Annotated in this window: 16 protein-coding genes, 1 tRNA gene and 2 pseudogenes; 2 read left to right on the top strand and 17 right to left on the bottom strand. The window is 63.0% G+C overall.

Annotated features, from left to right (window positions below):
- From FJW05_RS27120 to rpsL, 4 genes and pseudogenes are all read right to left on the bottom strand, one after another.
- A pseudogene (locus tag FJW05_RS27120) lies at positions 1 to 77 on the bottom strand (elongation factor Tu); the annotation flags it as partial.
- A gap of 65 nt (positions 78 to 142) precedes the next feature.
- Complete coding sequence (fusA, locus tag FJW05_RS27115) at positions 143 to 2,233, bottom strand: elongation factor G (protein WP_140637127.1); 2,091 nt, start codon at positions 2,231 to 2,233, stop codon at positions 143 to 145.
- A gap of 29 nt (positions 2,234 to 2,262) precedes the next feature.
- Positions 2,263 to 2,733: a 30S ribosomal protein S7 gene (rpsG, locus tag FJW05_RS27110; protein ID WP_027170372.1), complete on the bottom strand. Its 471-nt coding sequence runs from the start codon at positions 2,731 to 2,733 to the stop codon at positions 2,263 to 2,265.
- Between the two features lie 9 nt (positions 2,734 to 2,742).
- Positions 2,743 to 3,114, bottom strand: coding sequence for a 30S ribosomal protein S12 (gene rpsL, locus FJW05_RS27105; protein ID WP_006202128.1), 372 nt, complete (start codon positions 3,112 to 3,114; stop codon positions 2,743 to 2,745).
- Positions 3,115 to 3,575: 461 nt separating this feature from the next.
- On the opposite strand from rpsL, the gene FJW05_RS27100 reads away from it, so the two are divergent.
- Both FJW05_RS27100 and FJW05_RS27095 read left to right on the top strand, forming a co-directional pair.
- Positions 3,576 to 3,857, top strand: coding sequence for a transcriptional regulator (locus FJW05_RS27100; RefSeq protein WP_095765518.1), 282 nt, complete (start codon positions 3,576 to 3,578; stop codon positions 3,855 to 3,857).
- An 85-nt stretch (positions 3,858 to 3,942) separates the two neighbouring features.
- Positions 3,943 to 4,872: a Gfo/Idh/MocA family oxidoreductase gene (locus FJW05_RS27095; protein WP_140637125.1), complete on the top strand. Its 930-nt coding sequence runs from the start codon at positions 3,943 to 3,945 to the stop codon at positions 4,870 to 4,872.
- 7 nt (positions 4,873 to 4,879) lie between these two features.
- On the opposite strand, the gene FJW05_RS27090 is transcribed toward FJW05_RS27095, so the two are convergent.
- From FJW05_RS27090 to FJW05_RS27030, 13 genes and pseudogenes are all read right to left on the bottom strand, one after another.
- Entirely contained in the window at positions 4,880 to 5,545 is a 666-nt protein-coding gene (locus tag FJW05_RS27090; protein ID WP_140637124.1) for an O-methyltransferase, read from the bottom strand.
- A gap of 79 nt (positions 5,546 to 5,624) precedes the next feature.
- A complete protein-coding gene (gene rpoC, locus FJW05_RS27085) occupies positions 5,625 to 9,821 on the bottom strand; it encodes a DNA-directed RNA polymerase subunit beta' (RefSeq protein ID WP_140637122.1) in 4,197 nt (1,398 codons plus the stop codon).
- Between the two features lie 186 nt (positions 9,822 to 10,007).
- Entirely contained in the window at positions 10,008 to 14,144 is a 4,137-nt protein-coding gene (gene rpoB / locus FJW05_RS27080; RefSeq protein WP_140545997.1) for a DNA-directed RNA polymerase subunit beta, read from the bottom strand.
- 282 nt (positions 14,145 to 14,426) lie between these two features.
- Positions 14,427 to 14,804, bottom strand: a complete 378-nt coding sequence (gene rplL / locus FJW05_RS27075; RefSeq protein ID WP_027170378.1) for a 50S ribosomal protein L7/L12 — start codon at positions 14,802 to 14,804, stop codon at positions 14,427 to 14,429.
- A 54-nt stretch (positions 14,805 to 14,858) separates the two neighbouring features.
- A complete protein-coding gene (rplJ, locus tag FJW05_RS27070; protein ID WP_140545996.1) occupies positions 14,859 to 15,377 on the bottom strand; it encodes a 50S ribosomal protein L10 in 519 nt (172 codons plus the stop codon).
- A gap of 405 nt (positions 15,378 to 15,782) precedes the next feature.
- Complete coding sequence (rplA, locus tag FJW05_RS27065) at positions 15,783 to 16,481, bottom strand: 50S ribosomal protein L1 (RefSeq protein ID WP_140637120.1); 699 nt, start codon at positions 16,479 to 16,481, stop codon at positions 15,783 to 15,785.
- 4 nt (positions 16,482 to 16,485) lie between these two features.
- Positions 16,486 to 16,914, bottom strand: coding sequence for a 50S ribosomal protein L11 (rplK, locus tag FJW05_RS27060; RefSeq protein WP_095765524.1), 429 nt, complete (start codon positions 16,912 to 16,914; stop codon positions 16,486 to 16,488).
- A 186-nt stretch (positions 16,915 to 17,100) separates the two neighbouring features.
- Entirely contained in the window at positions 17,101 to 17,628 is a 528-nt protein-coding gene (nusG, locus tag FJW05_RS27055) for a transcription termination/antitermination protein NusG (RefSeq protein ID WP_140545994.1), read from the bottom strand.
- Between the two features lie 27 nt (positions 17,629 to 17,655).
- Positions 17,656 to 17,859, bottom strand: a complete 204-nt coding sequence (gene secE, locus FJW05_RS27050; RefSeq protein ID WP_095765634.1) for a preprotein translocase subunit SecE — start codon at positions 17,857 to 17,859, stop codon at positions 17,656 to 17,658.
- 350 nt (positions 17,860 to 18,209) lie between these two features.
- A tRNA-Trp gene (locus FJW05_RS27045) sits at positions 18,210 to 18,285 on the bottom strand.
- A 144-nt stretch (positions 18,286 to 18,429) separates the two neighbouring features.
- The gene (locus FJW05_RS27040; RefSeq protein ID WP_140545993.1) at positions 18,430 to 18,915 is read right to left on the bottom strand and encodes a group II truncated hemoglobin; all 486 of its coding nucleotides are present in this window, start codon (positions 18,913 to 18,915) and stop codon (positions 18,430 to 18,432) included.
- A gap of 83 nt (positions 18,916 to 18,998) precedes the next feature.
- A complete protein-coding gene (locus tag FJW05_RS27035; RefSeq protein ID WP_140637129.1) occupies positions 18,999 to 20,537 on the bottom strand; it encodes a hypothetical protein in 1,539 nt (512 codons plus the stop codon).
- Positions 20,538 to 20,819: 282 nt separating this feature from the next.
- Positions 20,820 to 20,903 (bottom strand): annotated as a pseudogene (locus FJW05_RS27030) (elongation factor Tu); the annotation flags it as partial.

Here is a 20,903-nt window from a genome sequence, read left to right as displayed (position 1 = left end):
GTCTTGCCATGATCGACGTGACCGATCGTGCCAATGTTCACATGCGGCTTGGTGCGCTCGAATTTACCTTTTGCCATGTGATCTCTCCAATCCTGCTTGCCCGTGCGGGCCTTGAATTAAGGTCTCGTGCAACCCGCTCGAGTTACGCGTATTTCTTCTGAACTTCCTGGGCGACCGCGGTCGGAACCGGCTCGTAATGGTCGAACTGCATCGTGTACTGGGCGCGGCCCTGCGACATCGAACGCAGATTGTCGACGTATTTGAACATGTTGGCCAAAGGCACCATCGCATTGATGACGACGGCGACGCCGCGCGCTTCCTGACCCTGGATCTGGCCACGACGGCCGTTGAGGTCGCCGATGACGCCGCCGACATAATCCTCCGGCGTCACGACCTCGACCTTCATGATCGGCTCCAGAAGCTGCACGCCGAGACGCGGAGCGGCTTCCTTGAAGCAGGCGCGAGAGGCGATTTCGAACGCCAGCACCGAGGAGTCGACGTCGTGGAAGGCGCCGTCGATGAGAGTCGCCTTGACACCGATCATCGGGAAGCCGGCGAACGGGCCGGAACCCATGACGCTGTTGATGCCCTTCTCGACGCCCGGAATGTATTCCTTCGGAACCGCACCGCCGACGATCTTGGACTCGAACACGAACTCTTCGCTCTCGGTGTTCGGCTCGAAGATGATCTTGACGCGGGCGAACTGGCCGGTACCGCCGGTCTGCTTCTTGTGCGTGTAATCCTGCTCGTGCGTGCGGGTGATCGTCTCGCGATAGGCCACCTGCGGGGCGCCGACATTGGCTTCGACCTTGAACTCGCGGCGCATGCGGTCGACGATGATGTCGAGATGCAGCTCGCCCATGCCGGCGATGATGGTCTGGCCGCTTTCCTCGTCGGTCTTGACGCGGAAGGACGGATCCTCAGCCGCCAGGCGATGCAGCGCGAGGCCCATCTTTTCCTGGTCGTTTTTGGTCTTCGGCTCGATGGCGATCTGGATGACCGGATCGGGGAATTCCATGCGCTCCAGGATGACCGGGTGCAGCGGATCGCAGAGCGTGTCGCCGGTGGTCGTGTCCTTGAGGCCAGCCAGGGCGACGATGTCGCCGGCATAGGCTTCCTCGATGTCGGCGCGCGAGTTCGCATGCATCTGCAGCATGCGGCCGATGCGCTCCTTCTTGCCCTTCACGGTGTTGTCGAGCGAGGTGCCCTTGGTGAGCTTGCCCGAATAGATGCGGGCAAAGGTCAGCGAGCCGACGAACGGATCGTTCATGATCTTGAACGCCAGCATCGACAGCGGCTCGTTGTCGTCGGCATGACGCTCGATCTCGGCGTCGGTCTTGGCATCGACGCCCTTGATGGCGGGCACGTCGATCGGCGACGGCAGGTATTCGACGACGGCGTCGAGCAGCGGCTGCACGCCCTTGTTCTTGAAGGCCGAACCGCAGAACATCGGGAAGAACTTGACCGCGATGGTGCCCTTGCGGATCAGCGCGCGGATCTCGTCATTCGACGGCATCTTGCCTTCGAGGTAGTTCTCGAGCGCGGTCTCGTCCATCTCGACGGCGGCTTCGATCATCTTCTCGCGGTACTGCTCGGCCTTGTCCTTGAGGTCGGCCGGGATCTCGACGACGTCCCAGGCAGCGCCCAATGTCTCGTCACGCCAGACGAGCGCGTTCATCTCGACGAGGTCGACGACGCCCTTGAATTCGGTCTCGGCGCCGATCGGCAGCTGCATGACGACAGCCTGCGCGCCGAGGCGCGAACCGATCATTTCCTCGGAGCGGTAGAAGTCGGCGCCGATCTTGTCCATCTTGTTGCAGAAGATCATGCGCGGCACGTGGTACTTGTCGGCCTGGCGCCACACGGTCTCGGTCTGCGGCTCCACGCCGGCGTTGGCGTCGAGCAGCGCGATGGCGCCGTCGAGCACGCGCAGCGAACGCTCGACTTCGATGGTGAAGTCGACGTGTCCGGGGGTGTCGATGATGTTGAAGCGGCGCATCTTGCCGTCGCGACCCTTCCAGAAGGTCGTGGTCGCGGCAGAGGTGATGGTGATGCCGCGTTCCTGCTCCTGCTCCATCCAGTCCATGGTGGCAGCGCCGTCATGGACTTCGCCGATCTTGTGCGACTTGCCCGTATAATAGAGGACGCGCTCGGTCGTCGTCGTCTTGCCGGCGTCGATATGCGCCATGATACCGAAATTGCGGTAGTCTTCGATCTTGTATTCGCGGGCCATGGGAGGTGCCTCTCAGTCTCGTTCGCGCTTTACCAGCGGTAGTGCGCGAAGGCGCGGTTGGCTTCTGCCATCTTGTGGGTGTCTTCACGCTTCTTGACGGCCGTGCCGCGGTTGTTGGCCGCGTCCATCAGCTCGCCCGAGAGGCGGTCGACCATGGTGGTCTCGTTGCGGTTGCGCGCGGCGGCGATCAGCCAGCGAATGGCCAGCGCCTGACGACGCTCGGGGCGCACATCGACCGGAACCTGATAGGTGGCGCCGCCGACACGACGCGAGCGCACTTCCACATGCGGCGCAACATTGTCGAGCGCCTGATGGAAGACGGTGACCGGCTCCTGCTTGGTCTTGGCCTGGACCTGGTCCAGCGCGCCGTAGACGATGGTCTCGGCAACCGACTTCTTGCCGTCATACATGACGGCGTTCATGAACTTGGTGACGATCAGATCGCCGAACTTGGGGTCCGGATTGATCTCACGCTTTTCTGCACTGTGACGACGGGACATGGGAAACCCTTACTTCGGACGCTTGGCGCCGTATTTCGAACGACGCTGCTTGCGGTTCTTCACACCCTGCGTGTCGAGCACGCCGCGGATGATGTGGTAGCGGACGCCCGGCAGATCCTTGACGCGACCGCCGCGGATCATGACCACCGAGTGTTCCTGCAGGTTGTGACCTTCGCCGGGGATGTAGCCGATCACTTCAAAACCGTTGGTCAGGCGAATCTTGGCCACCTTGCGCAGCGCCGAGTTCGGCTTCTTCGGCGTCGTGGTGTAGACGCGCGTGCAGACGCCCCGCTTCTGCGGGTTCTGCTGCATGGCCGGGACCTTGTTGCGCTTCACCGGCGCCAGGCGCGGCTTGCGGATCAGCTGGTTGACGGTAGGCATTAAACCCTCTTGTCTCTCAATTCCGTGTCTGCCCTGTCAGGGGGCCGCTCAAAGCGTCATTTCCATACGCAAATTCGGGCAACACACCGCGTCTCGCGGTCCTGCCCGAACAAATTGCAGAGGAAGCGGAAGCCGCTTCATGCGCGCCGGAAATGTCTTTTCGCTCGTAAAACGAACCCTGTTTGAGGCAAACTCCAAAGCGTGTCGCTTCGGACAGGAGAGCCTCACATCGGTTCTGACGTCGCGGCTTCTACTCGCAACCCCAGGGTCCGTCAACCCCGGCGCCGCAAATATTGCGCCCAATCCGAGGCTGGGCAGCCATGCGGAAAACGCATGTAATTTTCTTGCGTCTTTTTTCAAGAGCGAGGAAGAAAGTGACCGGCTTTGCGCTGTCCTGTGGCCCGGCTTCGTGCCAAAAGGCGGCTTGCATCGGACAATCTCGGGGAAACGAGGAATCAGCCGTGAACGACAATGAAGAACGGCCGGTCACGATCATCACCGGACGGGTCTGGAAGAAGAAAGGCGGCAAGCCGGAAGGCGTTCATGTGATGCTTGTGGCGCCCGATGATGATTCTGCCGTGCGCCGCGCGCTCGAATCGCTTGCCGCCGAAGGTTACGCCGAGGCCGAGCTCGACCAGATCGGCGACATGGAGGGCGAGCCCGACGACGAGCCGCATCTGTCGGCCTATCAAGGCGCATTGGAGGGCGAGGTTTCCATCGTCACCTTTGAAGAGCCGATCTGAAAAGCGCGGCTAGCGTCATATATGCCGGACTCGCCGGACAAACCTGCCCTGCCTAGAACACACCCTTTCATTCCTTGGAGTTCCCATGACCAGCAGTCCCATCAAGCTCGGCATCGTCGGCGTGGGAAAGATCGTCCGCGACCAGCACCTGCCGGCAGTCGCCAAGGACGGCAACTATCAACTGACAGCGGCGGCCAGCCGCCACGGCAAGGTGGACGGCATTGCGAACTATCCCAGCATCGAAGCGATGCTGGCGGCCGAACCTAGCCTCGAGGCGGTCTCGCTCTGCATGCCGCCCCAGTTCCGTTACGACGCCGCGCGCAGCGCGCTGGAAGCGAGAAAGCACGTGTTCCTCGAAAAGCCGCCGGGCGCCACGGTCAGCGAGGTCGAGCACCTCAAGACGCTTGCCGAAAGGAACGGCGTCTCGCTCTTTGCCAGTTGGCATTCGCGCTACGCGCCGGCGGTGGAGGCCGCGCGCGCTTTCCTCGCCTCGGCCAGACTGACTTCGGCCGCCATCAACTGGAAGGAAGACGTGCGGCGCTGGCACCCGAACCAGGAATGGATTTGGGAGCCGGGCGGCTTCGGCGTGTTCGATCCCGGCATCAACGCGCTGTCGATCGCCACACACATCTTGCCTGCGATGTTCATCACCTCGGCCGTGCTCGATTTCCCCGAGAATCGAGCAGCACCGGTCGCGGCGCATGTCGCCTTCCGCACGTCGACCGGCTTGCCGGTGACGATGGAGCTCGACTGGCTGCAGACCGGCCCGCAAAGCTGGGACATCGTCGCCGAGACCGACAAGGGCAGGATGGTGCTGTCCGGTGGCGGCGCGAAGCTCGCCGTCGATGGGCGCATGATCCATGACGAGCCGGAGGCCGAATACCCGATGCTTTACAAGCGCTTCGCCGAAATCGTCCGTGCCGGGACGTCCGATGTCGACCTCGCGCCGCTGCAGCACGTCGCCGATGCGTTCATGCTGGGCAAGCGCAACGTGGTCGAGGCGTTCTTCGATTAGGGCATCCTCATTCTACGATCGCGATGGTAAATCCGTCATAGCCCTTGGCGCCGACGGTTTGGATGGCGGTGCCGTCCAGCCGCTTCTCGCCGCCGATGAACGAAAAAGCGGCGCGTGCGCCCTCGACATTGGCGTCACGGCCATCCTCATCCAGCACCGCGCCGTCGCGGATGACGTTGTCGCAGACGATGACCGTGCCTGAGCGCGAGAGTTTCATCGCCCAGTCGAGGTAATTCGGGTTGTTCGGCTTGTCGGCGTCGATGAAGATCAGGTCGAACGGACCGGCATTTTCGCCTGCCAGCGCGGCAAGCGACTGCAGCGCCGGACCGATGCGCAGGTCGATCTTGTCGGAAACCCCTGCCCGCTCGAAGTTCGAACGCGCGACCTTGGCGTGGTGCGGATCGAGCTCCAGCGTCACGACCTTGCCGTCCGCGGGCAATCCCCTTGCCATCCAGATGGTCGAATAGCCGCCGAGCGTGCCGACCTCCAGCACCTTCTTCGCGCCGCGAATACGCACCAGCAGCGACAGCAGCTTGCCTTGCGCGGCCGAGACGTCGATCGCCGGCAGGCCCTGATCTCGGTTGGCCGCCAGCGTGGCATCCAGCACGGGATCCGCTTCGAAAAGAGAGGAAACAATGTAGTCGTCGACAGCCGTCCAGGTCTTGCTGCTCATAGCTCTTCCTCGTTGCTTCAAGCCAAATGCGAAAAGGGGCCGCGCGGGCCCCTTTTCTTGTTTTCTCATTTCATCGCGCTTACTGCGCGGCGTTGACCATGTCGGTCAGCATCGGCTCGGCGACCTCGATACCGGAGGCCTTGCGGCGCTCGTCGATGATGAGCTCGTCGCGCGAGGTGGCGATGCGCCTTATCTGGCTCATCGTGCCGCCCGTGCCGGCCGGGATCAGGCGGCCGACGATGACGTTTTCCTTTAAGCCCTGCAGCATGTCGGTCTTGCCGGCAACCGCAGCCTCGGTGAGCACCCTGGTCGTCTCCTGGAAGGAGGCGGCCGAGATGAAGGACGGCGTCTGCAGCGAGGCCTTGGTGATGCCAAGCAGCACCGGCTGACCTTCGGCCGGCTTCTTGCCGTCCTCGATCAGGCGCTCGTTGACCTCCTCCAGTTCGATCACATCGACGTGGTCGCCCGGGATGTAGGTCGAATCGCCCTGCGTGGTGATCTCAACCTTCTGCAGCATCTGGCGAACGATCACCTCGATGTGCTTGTCGTTGATCGACACGCCCTGCAGACGGTAGACCTCCTGGATCTCGTTGACGAGGTAGGACGCAAGCGCCTCCACGCCCTTGATCGCCAGGATGTCGTGCGGCGCCGGATTGCCGTCGAGGATGTAGTCGCCCTTCTCGATGACGTCGCCGTCCTGGAGATGGAACGGCTTGCCCTTCGGGATCAGGTACTCCACCGGCTCGAGCGTCGAGTCATGCGGCTCGATGATGATGCGGCGCTTGTTCTTGTAGTCGCGGCCGAAGCGGATCGTGCCATCGATCTCGGCGATGATGGCGTGATCCTTCGGACGGCGAGCCTCGAACAGTTCCGCAACACGCGGCAGACCACCGGTGATGTCCTTGGTCTTGGCGCTTTCCATCGGGATACGCGCAAGCACGTCGCCCGGACGGACATGCGCGCCCGGCTCGACCGAGAGGATGGCCTCGACCGAGAGCAGGAAGCGTGCATCGCCGCCCTTCGACAGCTTGCCGACCTTGCCCTTGGCGTCCTGGATGGCGATCGCGGGCTTCAGGTCGTTGCCGCGCGGCGTCGAACGCCAGTCGATGACCTCGCGCTTGGTGATGCCGGTCGACTCGTCGGCCGTTTCCTGCACGGAGATGCCGTCGACCAGATCCTCGAACGCCACCCTGCCCTCGATTTCGGTGAGGATCGGGCGGGTATAGGGATCCCACTCGGCGATACGCTGGCCGCGCTTCACCTTGTCGCCATCGTCCACGAAAATACGCGAACCATAAGCGACGCGGTGCGTGGCGCGCTCCTTGCCGGTCTCATCGAGGATGAGCACCGCCATGTTGCGGCCCATGACCATCTGCTGGCCTTCCGAGTTGCGGACCACGTTGCGGTTGCGGATCTGCACCTTGCCCTCATAGGAGGCTTCAAGGAACGAGGAATCCACCACCTGCGCCGTGCCGCCCATGTGGAAGGTACGCATGGTGAGCTGGGTGCCCGGCTCGCCGATCGACTGCGCCGCGATGACGCCGACGGCCTCGCCCTGGTTGACGGGGGTACCGCGGGCCAGGTCGCGACCGTAGCAGACCGCGCACACGCCGGTCCTGACCTCGCAGGTCAGCGCCGAACGGATGCGGACCGACTGCACGCCGGCCTTCTCGATCTGCTCCACATCGCGCTCGTCCATCAACGTTCCGGCCTTGACCAGCAGGTCGCCGGTGACCGGATGATTGATGTCGTCGAGCGAAGTGCGGCCCAGCACGCGCTGGCCGACCGAGGCAACGATCTGACCGGCATCGACGATTGGCTGCATGGTGAGGCCCTTGTCGGTGCCGCAATCCACGGAGTTGACGATGCAGTCCTGCGCCACGTCGACGAGGCGGCGGGTGAGGTAACCCGAGTTCGCTGTCTTCAAGGCGGTGTCGGCCAGACCCTTGCGGGCGCCGTGGGTCGAGTTGAAGTACTCGAGCACGGTGAGGCCTTCCTTGAAGTTCGAGATGATCGGCGTCTCGATGATCTCACCCGAGGGCTTGGCCATCAGGCCACGCATGCCGGCGAGCTGACGCATCTGGGTGGGCGAACCGCGCGCACCCGAATGCGACATCATGTAGATCGAGTTCATCGGCTTCTGACGGCCGTTGTCCTCGAACTCCACCGCCTTGATGCGCGCCATCATCTCGTCGGCGACCTTTTCCGAGCACTTGGCCCAGGCGTCGACGACCTTGTTGTACTTCTCGCCCTGCGTGATCAGGCCGTCATTGTACTGCTGCTCGTATTCCTTGGCCAAAGCCTCGGTGTCGGAAACGAGCTTCAGCTTGGTGTCCGGGATCAGCATGTCGTCCTTGCCGAACGAAATGCCGGCACGGCAGGCGTGCGCAAAGCCGAGCGCCATGATGCGGTCGCAGAAGATGACCGTCTCCTTCTGACCGCAGTGGCGGTAGACGGTGTCGATCATCTTGGAGATGTTTTTCTTGGTCATCTCCTGGTTGGCGGTCTCATACAGCACGTTGACGTTCTTCGGCAGAAGCTCGCCGATGATCATGCGGCCAGGCGTGGTGTCGTAGATCTTCGACACGACGTTGCCTTCCGCGTCGACGCTGCGGAAGCGGCCCTTGATCTTGGCGTGCAGCGTCACGGCCTTGGTCTCCAGCGCATGCTGGAGCTCGCCCATGTCGGCAAACATCATGCCTTCGCCCGGCTCGTTCTGATTGACGATCGAGAGATAGTAGAGACCGAGAACCATGTCCTGCGACGGCACGATGATCGGCGCGCCGGAGGCCGGGTGCAGGATGTTGTTGGTCGACATCATCAGCACGCGGGCTTCAAGCTGCGCTTCCAGGGACAGCGGCACGTGGACCGCCATCTGGTCGCCGTCGAAGTCGGCGTTGAAGGCGGTGCAGACCAGCGGGTGCAGCTGGATCGCCTTGCCTTCGATCAAGATCGGCTCGAACGCCTGAATGCCGAGGCGGTGCAGCGTCGGCGCGCGGTTCAAGAGCACCGGATGCTCGCGGATGACCTCGTCGAGGATATCCCAAACCTCCGGACGCTCCTTCTCGACCAGCTTCTTCGCCTGCTTGACGGTCGAGGAGAAACCCTTGGCGTCGAGGCGGGCGTAGATGAAGGGCTTGAAGAGCTCGAGCGCCATCTTCTTCGGCAGGCCGCACTGATGCAGCTTGAGCTCGGGACCAGTCACGATGACCGAGCGGCCGGAATAGTCAACGCGCTTGCCGAGCAGGTTCTGGCGGAACCGGCCCTGCTTGCCCTTCAGCATGTCGGACAGCGACTTCAGCGGACGCTTGTTGGCGCCGGTGATGACGCGGCCGCGACGGCCGTTGTCGAACAGCGCATCGACGGCTTCCTGCAGCATGCGCTTTTCGTTGCGCACGATGATGCCGGGCGCGCGCAGCTCGATCAGCCGCTTCAGGCGGTTGTTGCGGTTGATGACGCGGCGGTAGAGGTCGTTGAGGTCCGACGTGGCGAAGCGGCCGCCGTCCAGCGGGACAAGCGGGCGCAGGTCCGGCGGGATCACCGGAACCACCTTCATGATCATCCATTCCGGACGGTTGCCGGATTCCATGAAGTTCTCGACGACCTTGAGCCGCTTCAGGTATTTCTTCTGCTTGAGCTCGGACGTGGTTGAGGCCAGCTCCGAACGCAGGTCGCCGGCGATCTTCTCCAGGTCCATGCCGGCCAGAAGGTCATGAATGGCCTCGGCGCCGATCATGGCGGTGAAAGAGTCCTCGCCGTACTCGTCGACGGCAATCATGTACTCTTCCTCGCTGAGGAGCTGGTTCTCCTTCAGCGCGGTAAGGCCCGGCTCGGTGACGATGTAGTTCTCGAAGTAGAGCACGCGCTCGATATCCTTGAGCGTCATGTCGAGCAGCGTGCCGATGCGCGAAGGCAGCGACTTCAGGAACCAGATATGGGCGACGGGCGCGGCGAGCTCGATATGGCCCATGCGCTCGCGGCGAACGCGCGACAGCGTGACTTCGACGCCGCACTTTTCGCAGATGACGCCCTTGTACTTCATGCGCTTGTACTTGCCGCACAGGCACTCATAGTCCTTGATCGGACCAAAAATGCGCGCGCAGAACAGGCCGTCACGCTCCGGCTTGAAGGTGCGGTAATTGATGGTCTCCGGCTTCTTGATCTCGCCGAACGACCAGGACAGAATCTTCTCTGGGCTGGCAAGCGAGATCCGGATGGAATCGAACACCTGCGCAGGCGCCTGCGGGTTGAAGAGATTCATGACCTCTTGGTTCATGCCGTTCTCCTTTTCGGGGTCCTCGATAACCCCTTGCATCGATCGCGGACGAAATGTCCGCAGACTGGCCGGTCGAACCGGCCGAAGACTTCTTGGTTGAGCATGGTCTCGGCCGAAAACCGGTGGCCGTTTTTCGGGATCATGCTCAGGGCGCGCCGCGCTTGGAACGCGGCGCGCGCCGGTGCCTTACTCGGCCGCGTCGGGCAGACGCGTCGGGGTCTCTTCGACCTGGGTGTTCTCCAGCTCCACATTGAGGCCGAGCGAGCGCATTTCCTTGACGAGAACGTTGAAGCTCTCCGGGATGCCTGCCTCGAACGTGTCATCGCCGCGCACGATCGCCTCGTAGACCTTGGTGCGGCCGGCGACGTCGTCCGACTTCACCGTCAGCATTTCCTGCAGCGTGTAGGCCGCGCCGTAGGCTTCGAGCGCCCAGACCTCCATTTCGCCGAAGCGCTGGCCGCCGAACTGCGCCTTGCCGCCCAGCGGCTGCTGGGTGACGAGCGAGTACGGACCGATCGAACGCGCGTGGATCTTGTCGTCCACCAGGTGATGCAGCTTGAGCATATAGATATAGCCCATCGTCACCTTGCGATCGAACGGCTCGCCAGTGCGGCCGTCATAGAGCTGCGACTGACCGCTGGTGTGCAGGCCAGCCTGCTCCAGCATGGTGTTGATGTCGGCCTCATGCGCGCCGTCGAACACCGGTGTCGCGATCGAAACGCCGCGGCGCATCTGCTCGCTCAGGCGAACGATGCTCTCGTCGTCATACTCGCGGATCGGCTCGTTGCGGTCATTGGCCGGCATGAAGCTTTCCAGCGTCTTGCGCAGCGGCTTGATGTCGCCGCCACCCTTGTACGCGTCGATCAGCTCGCCGATCTTCCTGCCCATGCCGGCGCAAGCCCAGCCCAGATGCGTTTCCAGGATCTGGCCGACATTCATGCGGCTCGGCACACCCAGCGGGTTGAGCACGATATCGGCATGCGTGCCGTCCTCGAGGAAAGGCATGTCCTCGACCGGAACGATGCGCGACACGACACCCTTGTTGCCGTGACGGCCGGCCATCTTGTCGCCCGGCTGCATCTTGCGCTTCACCGCCACGAAGACCTTGACCATCTTCATGACGCCCGGAGGCATTTCGTCGCCGCGCTGCACCTTCTCGACCTTGTCCATGAAGCGCTGCTCGAGCGCCTTCTTGGACTCGTCGTACTGGCCGCGCAGAGCCTCGAGCTCGCCCTGGAGCTTCTCGTTCTCCACGGCGAACTGCCACCACTGCGAACGCGGATACTCGTCGAGCGTGTCCTTCGACAGCTTCGAGCCCTTCTTGAAGCCCTTCGGTCCGGCGATCGCCTCCTTGCCGACCAGCACGTCGGAAAGACGCGCATAGACGTTGCGGTCCAGGATCGCCTGTTCGTCGTCGCGGTCCTTGGCCAGACGCTCGATCTCCTCGCGCTCGATCGCCATCGCGCGCTCGTCCTTCTCCACGCCGTGGCGGTTGAAGACGCGCACTTCGACGACCGTGCCGAAGGTGCCCGGAGGCATGCGCATGGAGGTGTCGCGAACGTCCGAAGCCTTTTCGCCGAAGATGGCGCGCAGGAGCTTTTCTTCCGGCGTCATCGGGCTTTCGCCCTTCGGCGTGATCTTGCCGACCAGGATGTCGCCCGGCTGCACTTCAGCACCGATATAGACGATACCGGCCTCGTCGAGGTTCTTCAGCGCTTCTTCCGAAACGTTCGGAATATCGCGCGTGATTTCCTCCGGCCCGAGCTTGGTGTCGCGCGCCATGACCTCGAACTCCTCGATGTGGATCGAGGTGAAGACGTCGTCGGCCACGATGCGCTCGGAGAGCAGGATCGAGTCCTCGTAGTTGTAGCCGTTCCACGGCATGAACGCGACCAGCACGTTGCGGCCGAGCGCCAGATCGCCGAGCTCGGTCGACGGACCGTCGGCAATGATGTCGCCCTTGTTGACGCGGTCGCCCATGCGCACCAGCGGACGCTGGTTGATGCAGGTGTTTTGGTTCGAACGCTGGAACTTCATCAGCCGGTAGATATCGACGCCGGACTTGCCCGGATCGAGATCTTCCGTGGCGCGGATGACGATACGGGTGGCGTCCACCTGGTCGACCACGCCGCCGCGGCGGGCGCCGATGGCAGCGCCCGAGTCGCGGGCGACGACCGGCTCCATGCCGGTGCCGACGAACGGCGCTTCGGCGCGCACCAGCGGCACGGCCTGACGCTGCATGTTCGAGCCCATCAGCGCGCGGTTGGCGTCGTCGTTCTCGAGGAACGGGATGAGCGCCGCCGCGACGGACACCATCTGCTTCGGCGAGACGTCCATCAGGTCGACGTTCTCGCGCGGCGCCATCATCACTTCGCCGGCGTTACGGCAAATGACGAACTCGTCGACGAAGCTGCCGTTCTTGTCGAGCTCGGCGTTGGCCTGCGCGACATGGTGCTTGGCCTCTTCCATCGCCGACAGATAAACGACGTCATTGGTCAGCTTGCCGTTGACGATCTTGCGGTACGGGCTCTCGATGAAGCCGTATTTGTTGACGCGCGCGAAAGTGGCCAAAGAGTTGATCAGACCGATATTCGGGCCTTCCGGCGTCTCGATCGGGCAGATGCGGCCGTAATGCGTCGGATGCACGTCGCGCACCTCGAAGCCGGCGCGCTCGCGGGTCAGACCGCCCGGTCCAAGCGCCGACAGGCGACGCTTGTGGGTGATCTCCGACAGCGGGTTGGTCTGGTCCATGAACTGCGACAGCTGCGAGGAACCGAAGAACTCGCGCACGGCAGCGGCCGCCGGCTTGGCGTTGATCAGGTCCTGCGGCATGACCGTGTCGATCTCGATCGAGGACATGCGTTCCTTGATCGCGCGCTCCATGCGCAGCAGGCCGACGCGGTACTGGTTCTCCATCAGCTCGCCGACCGAACGCACGCGGCGGTTGCCGAGATTGTCGATGTCGTCGATCTCGCCCTTGCCGTCACGCAACTCGACCAGCGTCTTGACCACGGCCAGGATATCGTCCTTGCGCAGCACGCGCACGGTGTCCTCGGCCTTGAGCTCGAGGCGCATGTTCATCTTGACGCGGCCGACGGCCGACAGGTCGTAGCGCTCGCTGTCGAAGAACAGCGAGTTGAACATGGCTTCGGCGGTCTCGAGCGTCGGCGGCTCGCCCGGGCGCATGACACGGTAGATGTCGAACAGCGCGTCCTGGCGGCTCTCGTTCTTGTCGACGTTGAGCGTGTTGCGGATGTAGGCGCCGACATTGACGTGGTCGATGTCCAGGATCTGGATCTCGTCATCGCCGGTGCCGAGCAGCACCTTCAGCGTCTTGTCGTCGATCTCGTCGCCGGCTTCGAGGAATATCTCGCCGGTGCCGTAGTTGACGATGTCTTCGGCAAGGTAGTTGCCGAGCAGGTCCTCGTCGGTCGCCTTGATGGCCTTGAGACCCTTCTCGCCGAGCTGGCGAGCCTGGCGGGCGGTGATCTTCTTGCCTTGCTCGACCACGATCTCGCCGGTATCGGCGTCGACCAGGTCGCCGACGGCCTTGAGGCCGCGGAAACGCTCGACGTTGAACGGAATGCGCCAGTGGTCGCCGGCGCGCTTGTAGGTGATCTTGTTGTAGAAGGTCGACAGTATCTCCTCGCCGTCCATGCCGAGCGCCATCAGCAGCGACGTCACCGGAATTTTGCGGCGGCGGTCGATGCGGGCGTGCACGACGTCCTTGGAGTCGAACTCGATGTCGAGCCACGAACCGCGATAAGGAATGACGCGCGCGGCAAACAGAAGCTTGCCCGACGAGTGCGACTTGCCCTTGTCATGGTCGAAGAAGACGCCCGGCGAACGGTGCATCTGCGAGACGATGACGCGCTCGGTGCCGTTGACGATGAAGGTACCGTTCGACGTCATGAGCGGCATGTCGCCCATGTAGACGTCCTGCTCCTTGATGTCCTTGATCGACTTGGCGCCGGTATCCTCGTCGATATCGAACACGATGAGGCGCAGCGTCACCTTCAGCGGCGCCGCATAGGTCAGGTCGCGCTGACGGCACTCGTCAACGTCGAATTTCGGTGCCTCGAACTCGTATTTCACGAACTCCAGCATCGAGGAGCCGGAAAAGTCGGAGATCGGGAAGACCGACTTGAAAACGGCCTGCAGTCCTTCGTCCGGACGGCCGCCCTTGGGCTCGTCCACCATCAGGAACTGGTCATAGGATGCCTTCTGAACCTCGATGAGGTTCGGCATCTCCGCAACTTCCGGGATCTTTCCGAAGAACTTGCGTACGCGTCTGCGGCCATTGAAAGTCTGGGTCTGGGCCATCGTCGCTCCTTAGCTATAAACTCGGGACGAACCTCGCCGCGGCTCGCCTTGCACCAACGGGCTGCCTCGGCGGCTGCCCCTATCTGTTTTTCCGGCCGCCCCTGCCAATTTCTTGGGCCAATCGCTTGGCGGCTTCCGGCTAAAACGGGAGAAAACCCGTTTCCGGAAAGCCGCTTTTCGGCCCTCAGGAAAGAGGTTTTCAAACGCCTCGCGTGACAGAACCCTCCCTTCGTCAAGGGAGGGGGCGGACGGCGCGAGACCGTCCGCCCTCGCCTAACAGGCTTACTTCAGCTCGACCTTGGCGCCAGCTGCTTCCAGCTGAGCCTTGAACTTGTCGGCGTCGGCCTTGGAAACGGCTTCCTTGACCGGCTTCGGAGCCGCTTCGACCAGGTCCTTGGCTTCCTTGAGGCCAAGGCCGGTGATGGCGCGGACTTCCTTGATGACGTTGATCTTCTGGGCGCCGGCATCGGCGAGAACGACGTCGAATTCCGTCTTCTCTTCAACCGGAGCAGCGGCAGCGGCAGCGCCGCCGGCAGCGGCAACCGCTACCGGAGCGGCGGCCGAAACGCCCCACTTCTCTTCCAGGAGCTTCGACAGCTCGGCCGCCTCGAGGACGGTCAGCTTCGAAAGGTCGTCTACGATCTTTGCGAGATCAGCCATTTTTGTATTCCTTCACTAGGTTCGAACGTGTGTTGTTGACAGCGAGGAACGGCCTCATGCCGCCTCGTCCTTCCGGGCGTAAGCGCCGATGACACGCGCGACCGAAGCCGCGGGCGCATTGACGATCTGGGCGATCCGGGTAGCCGGCGTGGCGATCATGCCAACCAGCCTGGCGCGCAGCTCGTCGAGCGACGGTAGTGTGGCGAGTGCCTTCACACCGTCGGCGTCGAGCGAGGTCGTGCCCATCGCGCCACCGAGAATGATCAACTTGTCATTCCCCTTGGCGAAATCGGACGCGACCTTCGGCGCCGCAATCGGATCCTCCGAATAAGCGACCAGCGTCTGTCCCTTGAACAGATCGATGATCGATGCGGAGTCCGTGCCCTGAAGAGCGATCTTGGCGAGACGGTTCTTCGCGACTTTGACGGTGCCACCGGCGGCGCGCATCTTCGACCGAAGGTCGTTCATTTGCGCGACGGTGATACCGGCGTAGTGGGCCACGACGACTGAACCAGCGCTTGAAAACGCATCATTCAGGCCCGTGACGAGTTCGCGTTTTTCCGCTCTGTCCACTGCCTATCTCCAGTTGACCCCTGCCCCATTGACGAGGTCAGGCGTCGGTTGCCTTTTGCCGGCCGGGCCATCCAGTAACGGATCTCCCGAACGGCGCTCGAGGATCCTGCCCCCTTTCGCCACACCAGCCGGCACGCCGGATAGTGCGCAGACAAAAGGCAAACACGGTTCGAACCTTTCATTGGAGCTTGGCTCCTTTGTCGGGTCTTCACCCGTCTCATGCAGGCCCATTGAATTAAGGCTTTTGGGCCGCCTGCAATCTCGGACAGGATATCCGGAAACCTTTCGGCTTCCGGGGTACCGGGCCGCCGACGGATCGGCGGTCCGGAATTCTTTCTTGCTGGAGCATGTTCCCGCTTTTCGGGATCATGCCCCAGCGATCGGCCTTACCCGATCGGCCGACACTTACGACGCGGCGAGCGTCGCGATGTCGAGCTTGAGGCCGGGGCCCATCGTCGAGGTGACCGACACCTTCTTGACGTAGTTGCCCTTGGCGCCCGCGGGCTTGGCCTTGGTCACCGCGTCGGCGAAGGCGCGGACATTTTCTTCCAGCGCCTTGACGTCGAACGAGACCTTGCCGACGCCGGCCTGGACGATGCCGGCCTTCTCGACGCGAAACTCGACGGCGCCGCCTTTCGAAGCCTTGACGGCCGCGGCCACATCGGTGGTCACCGTGCCGACCTTCGGGTTCGGCATCATGCCGCGCGGGCCGAGAACCTTACCCAGACGACCGACCAGCGGCATCATGTCCGGCGTGGCGATGCAGCGATCGAAATCGATCGTGCCCTTCTGGACGATGTCGACAAGGTCCTCGGCGCCGACGATATCGGCGCCGGCGGCCTTGGCTTCCTCGGCCTTGTCGCCACGGGCAAACACCGCGACGCGCACCGAGCGGCCGGTGCCGTTCGGCAGGTTGACCACGCCGCGGACCATCTGGTCGGCATGACGCGGATCGACGCCGAGGTTCATCGAGATCTCGACGGTCTCGTCGAACTTCACCTTGGACCGGTCCTTGAGCAGCTGCAGCGCCTCGGAGAGGGCGTAAGCCTTGTTCGGATCGATGCCTTCACGGCTCTTGGCAATACGCTTTGCAATCTTTGCCATGATCTTAGCCCACCACTTCCAGGCCCATCGAGCGGGCGGAACCCTCGACCATGCGCATGGCCGCCTCGACGTCGTTTGCGTTCAGGTCCTTCATCTTCTGCTCGGCGATCGCGCGCACCTTGTCGCGGCTAATCGTGCCAGCCTTGACCTTGCCCGGCTCCTTGGAGCCCGACTTCAGGTTGGCGGCCTTCTTCAGGAAGTAACTCACCGGCGGCGTCTTCATGACGAAGGTGAACGACTTGTCCTGGTAGTAGGTGATGACGACCGGGATCGGCGATCCCTTCTCGAGCTCCTGGGTCTGCGCGTTGAACGCCTTGCAGAATTCCATGATGTTGATGCCGCGCTGACCAAGCGCCGGGCCGATCGGGGGCGACGGCGTGGCCGAGCCCGCGGCAACCTGGAGCTTGAGCTGGCCTGCAACTTTCTTAGCCATCTCTATTCCTGCCTTTTCTCATGCCGGCCCGTTACCCGGGAAACGCGGCGGTTGCAGTCTGGTGGTGCGGTTCCGACGGCCGGCTATGCCGCCTTCGCCTCCCACCCGTTCATGCGGCGTCTGTTCACGCCGCCTCCCGACGCCTTGCGGCGCGGATCCCCGCGCCTTGCGGCGCAGCTTTACGGATCAGCCCTTTTCGACCTGCCCGAACTCCAGATCGACGGGCACGGCGCGCCCGAAGATCGAAACTTCCACCTTGAGGCGGGCCCGCTCCTCGTCCACTTCCTGGACGACGCCGTTGAACGACGCGAAAGGACCGTCCGAAACGCGGATCGCCTCGCCGATCTCGAAGGTGACCGAGGGCTTCGGCCGCTCGACGCCTTCCTGGACCTGGTTCAGGATGCGCTGCGCCTCCGTCTCGGTGATCGGCACGGGCTTGGAGTCGCCCAGAAAGCCGGTGACCTTCGGCGTGTTCTTGACCAGCGAGAACACGGCGTCGGTCAGATTGGCCTTCAAGAGCACATAGCCCGGGAAGAACTTGCGCTCGGCATCGACCTTGCGGCCGCGACGGATCTCGACGACCTTTTCGGTCGGGACCACGATCTGCTCAATGTCCCCGGACAAGCCCTTCTGCTTGGCCTTGTTCTCGATGTCCTCGGCGACCTTCTTCTCGAAGTTCGAATAGGCGTGGACGATATACCACCGCGCAGTCATTTCACGACCTCTCCGTAATCCGCCGAATTAATGCCCGAGACCCAGGATCCACTCGATCGCATAGCCCATCAGAATATCGGCAGCGAAGAAGAACAGCATCGCGATCACCGCGAATATCAGGACCATCACGGTCGAGATCATGGTTTCGCGCCGCGAAGGCCATGTCACCTTGGCCGTCTCCGCGCGAACCTGCTGGAGAAAGGTGAAGGGATTAGTGGTTTTCGAAGCCATGCGCCGCCTGTTTTCGAGACCCGTTGGCCGGGCCTCCTGGATGATCCCGCTGACCGGGACGTGCCGCCTGGGCTTCATGCGGCGCGAATCAGCGCCGCTATTTCACCCACGCAAATCAGACGCGTAAAGCCGGCTTCCCAGCTCCACGCGTCGCGTGTCTGTCTTGTCTACATAAAACCGATTCTTAATCCACGCAAGTGGCAAGGATCCGCTTTATGTCTTAACGCCGCCTCGGAACCATCCAGTCGTCCCGTCCCGGCTATACGGGGCTTATGCCCCAATTCTCGCTATATGGCAAGCCACCCGCCGATTTTCAACGCCGGAAGCTTCGATCGGCCACTTTGAGGAAATGGCACGGGCAGCAGGGCTCGAACCTACGACCTGCGGTTTTGGAGACCGCCGCTCTACCAACTGAGCTATGCCCGTGCATGCGCTTGTTCGGCGCAGGCGCTTCCTAAAAGCTTCCGTGCGCTCTGTAAAGAGCACTCAGCAGTGGTTTTAAAACCTTTGCCGGAAATCTGGATTCCATACCGCCGGCGACCGATCGCGCTCGCCAGACAACGCCCGCGCCTACGACTTCCCGGCCGGCGGCTTGTAAGGCCCGCCCGGCACGCCCCAGCCCCAGGCGGGCATCGGCTCGGTCTCGGGATCGCAGGTCTCGCCAAGATTCGAGTTCATCTTCGCCAGCCGCGATCCCCATTCGACATAGCCCATGAAGGCCGAGCGGAACTCGGGGTCGTCGGGCAGGCCGACCTCATCCGCCGCGTCGGCAAGGAGATTGATCCAGCGGCGGCGCTGTTCCTCGGTCAGATGCTTGCCGAGATGATGCATCACCATCTCGCGATGGCCGCCATGCTTCTCGCTGTAAGTCTTCGGGCCGCCGAAAACCTCGCCGATGAAGGCGGCGACATGCGCCGGGTGATCCGGCGACATCATCCTGAACACCGGTCCGACGACCGGATCCGCCGCCACCTTGTCGTAAAAGGTCCGGGTCAGCCGGTTCAGCGCCTCGCTGCCGCCGGCCCATTCGTACAAAGTCGGGATGTCCTCGCTCATCGCCGCTCCTCCCTGTGCATACAACAACAAGATAGCGGCAGCGCCCTGCCCCGCTCAACCTGCCTCGATGGCCAGTGCGCGAGCTAGAGCTTCGCCGGCGCCTTTGCCTCGGCATCGGCGGACGGAAGAACCCGGCAATTGTCCGGCCTGGATGGGGACCTGCAAATGGTGGCGCCCGTCAGCGCGTCCACCGATTGCGGCCCGGTCGTCAGCCCGAATGTCTTCAGTTCGTCCCGGCTGAGTTCCCTGTGCTTTGCATATTCGGCCGAGTGCATGGCGGCGAAAAAGCCCGAGCCGACCGCCATCTCGTCGAGATAGGCCCTGACCTTGTCTTCCATGCCCATGGAATGCACGAGGAAGTGCGCACCGGCGCCAACCAGGCGCCGGACCCCGCCGGCGACCATCACCGCGCAAGCGGCGTCGCATTCGGCGCCGGCATCGATGGAGAGCCCGGCATGGAGACCGTCGGCCGCGACGCACCCCACGGTGCCCGGATCGCAGTCGAGAAAATCCGTTCGGGCGACCGCGATATCCAAGCCGCGCTCGCGGATCAGCCTGCCCGCGGCGAGCGCAGCCTGCACATCTCCACCCGGCGAGTTGATTACGACCGGCAACCGGCGCTCCCGGATCGTATCGAGCAGTTGGCGCAGCTTGTCGGCCGTACCTGCGGCGATTGTGCCTTCCGCCGAAATCCATTCCGGACAATCGGGATTGCAGAGCGGGTTGCTGCCGCGAACAAGAACGAAACGCATCTGCAGTTCGTGGGCTTGCGGCGCCGGCGCGGGAACCGGCGCTGTATAAGAAGGTCCGGTCCCTACTGCCGCGACCGCGACGGGCGCGCCGTTCGCGGGAATCTCGCGACAATTCGCCGGCGCGGGATGGCGCTGGCAAATGGTTCTCTCGGTCAGCAGGTCGAGCGAATCGAGGCTGGTCACGAGCTTCATCTCCAGCATGTCATCGGGCTCGATCTGCCTGATGTCGCTGGCAGGTGTGGCCTTCATCACGCCCAGCACATCCTGCTCGACACCCATCTCCTTCAAATAGGCCGACAGCCGCTTCTCGATCGCCTTGCTCATCTCGTAGGTCTTGTAGCTGCCGGCGTTCTTGCGGCTGACGATCCTGGTGCCGATGATCTTCTTCTTGCCGTTCACGACCCGATAGGTGGTGCGGTAGAGCAGTTTTTCGCGCCGGTAGGTGGTGGTGATCTGATGGACGCCGAGATAGGCCCATTCGCCCACGACGCGGCGCATGCCGCCGGCAAACATCAGCGGGCAAGCCGAATTGCACATCGCGCCGCTATCATAAGCGACACCGGAATAGGGTTGGCCCTTGCCGTCATTGTCGCGGCAATTTTTCGTCCCCGGCGGGCAGCCGGAGAATTCCGTGATGCCGACCGCGATATCGAGCTTGTTCTTGCGGACCATGCGGCCAAGCTGAAGCGCAGCATCGACGTTGCCGCCCGGAGAATTGACGACGATCGGCAGCGGCCTTCCGCCGAGCGTCTTCAGCAGGCGTTTCAGCAGCAGCGGCGTGCCTGCGTCGATCGTGCCTTCGGCCGAAATCCATTCCGGGCAGTTCGGCTCGCAGCCCGGCGCGCTGCTCCGCACCACGACGAAGCGCATCGTCGGACCGTAGTCCGGCGGCTCTTCCTTTGCGGCGGCGCCGAAGGCGGCCAGCCCCAAGACGGCGGCCAATCCCAACCGAAGCAGCCCGCGCCGACACCGCATGGTCTTTGAACGGAATGTGGCAACCACGTCTGGCAAGCCCCTCGGTGCGACCCATACTAGTTGCGGCGCCGGTGGTTGCAACAGAATTGAAAAGAGTCTGGCAGCACAGCTTTCCAGACGAAAAAGGGCGGCCCGAAGACCGCCCTTTCCTTGTCGAGCCGGCGAAAGCCGGACCGATTATTCCTTGATGGTGACGACGATGCCGGCACCGACGGTGCGGCCGCCTTCACGGATGGCGAAGCGCAGCTTCTCTTCCATCGC

Origin of the sequence: Mesorhizobium sp. B2-9-1 (assembly GCF_006439455.1) — a bacterium.
Lineage (GTDB): Bacteria > Pseudomonadota > Alphaproteobacteria > Rhizobiales > Rhizobiaceae > Mesorhizobium.
The sequence above is the reverse complement of the archived record's forward strand: the minus strand, read 5'-3'. Positions and strand labels throughout refer to the sequence as shown.

Bases quoted from the DNA above. Each gene is read 5' to 3' on its own strand.
- nusG (WP_140545994.1), bottom strand. From the start codon at position 17,628: ATGACTGCGCGGTGGTATATCGTCCACGCCTATTCGAACTTCGAGAAG.
- rpsG (WP_027170372.1), bottom strand. From the start codon at position 2,733: ATGTCCCGTCGTCACAGTGCAGAAAAGCGTGAGATCAATCCGGACCCC.
- rpoC (WP_140637122.1), bottom strand. From the start codon at position 9,821: ATGAACCAAGAGGTCATGAATCTCTTCAACCCGCAGGCGCCTGCGCAG.
- rplL (WP_027170378.1), bottom strand. From the start codon at position 14,804: ATGGCTGATCTCGCAAAGATCGTAGACGACCTTTCGAAGCTGACCGTC.
- rpsL (WP_006202128.1), bottom strand. From the start codon at position 3,114: ATGCCTACCGTCAACCAGCTGATCCGCAAGCCGCGCCTGGCGCCGGTG.
- FJW05_RS27040 (WP_140545993.1), bottom strand. From the start codon at position 18,915: ATGAGCGAGGACATCCCGACTTTGTACGAATGGGCCGGCGGCAGCGAG.
- FJW05_RS27090 (WP_140637124.1), bottom strand. From the start codon at position 5,545: ATGAGCAGCAAGACCTGGACGGCTGTCGACGACTACATTGTTTCCTCT.
- secE (WP_095765634.1), bottom strand. From the start codon at position 17,859: ATGGCTTCGAAAACCACTAATCCCTTCACCTTTCTCCAGCAGGTTCGC.
- FJW05_RS27095 (WP_140637125.1), top strand. From the start codon at position 3,943: ATGACCAGCAGTCCCATCAAGCTCGGCATCGTCGGCGTGGGAAAGATC.
- rpoB (WP_140545997.1), bottom strand. From the start codon at position 14,144: ATGGCCCAGACCCAGACTTTCAATGGCCGCAGACGCGTACGCAAGTTC.
- rplA (WP_140637120.1), bottom strand. From the start codon at position 16,481: ATGGCAAAGATTGCAAAGCGTATTGCCAAGAGCCGTGAAGGCATCGAT.
- fusA (WP_140637127.1), bottom strand. From the start codon at position 2,233: ATGGCCCGCGAATACAAGATCGAAGACTACCGCAATTTCGGTATCATG.
- rplK (WP_095765524.1), bottom strand. From the start codon at position 16,914: ATGGCTAAGAAAGTTGCAGGCCAGCTCAAGCTCCAGGTTGCCGCGGGC.
- FJW05_RS27035 (WP_140637129.1), bottom strand. From the start codon at position 20,537: ATGCGCTTCGTCGTGGTGCGGAGCAGCGCGCCGGGCTGCGAGCCGAAC.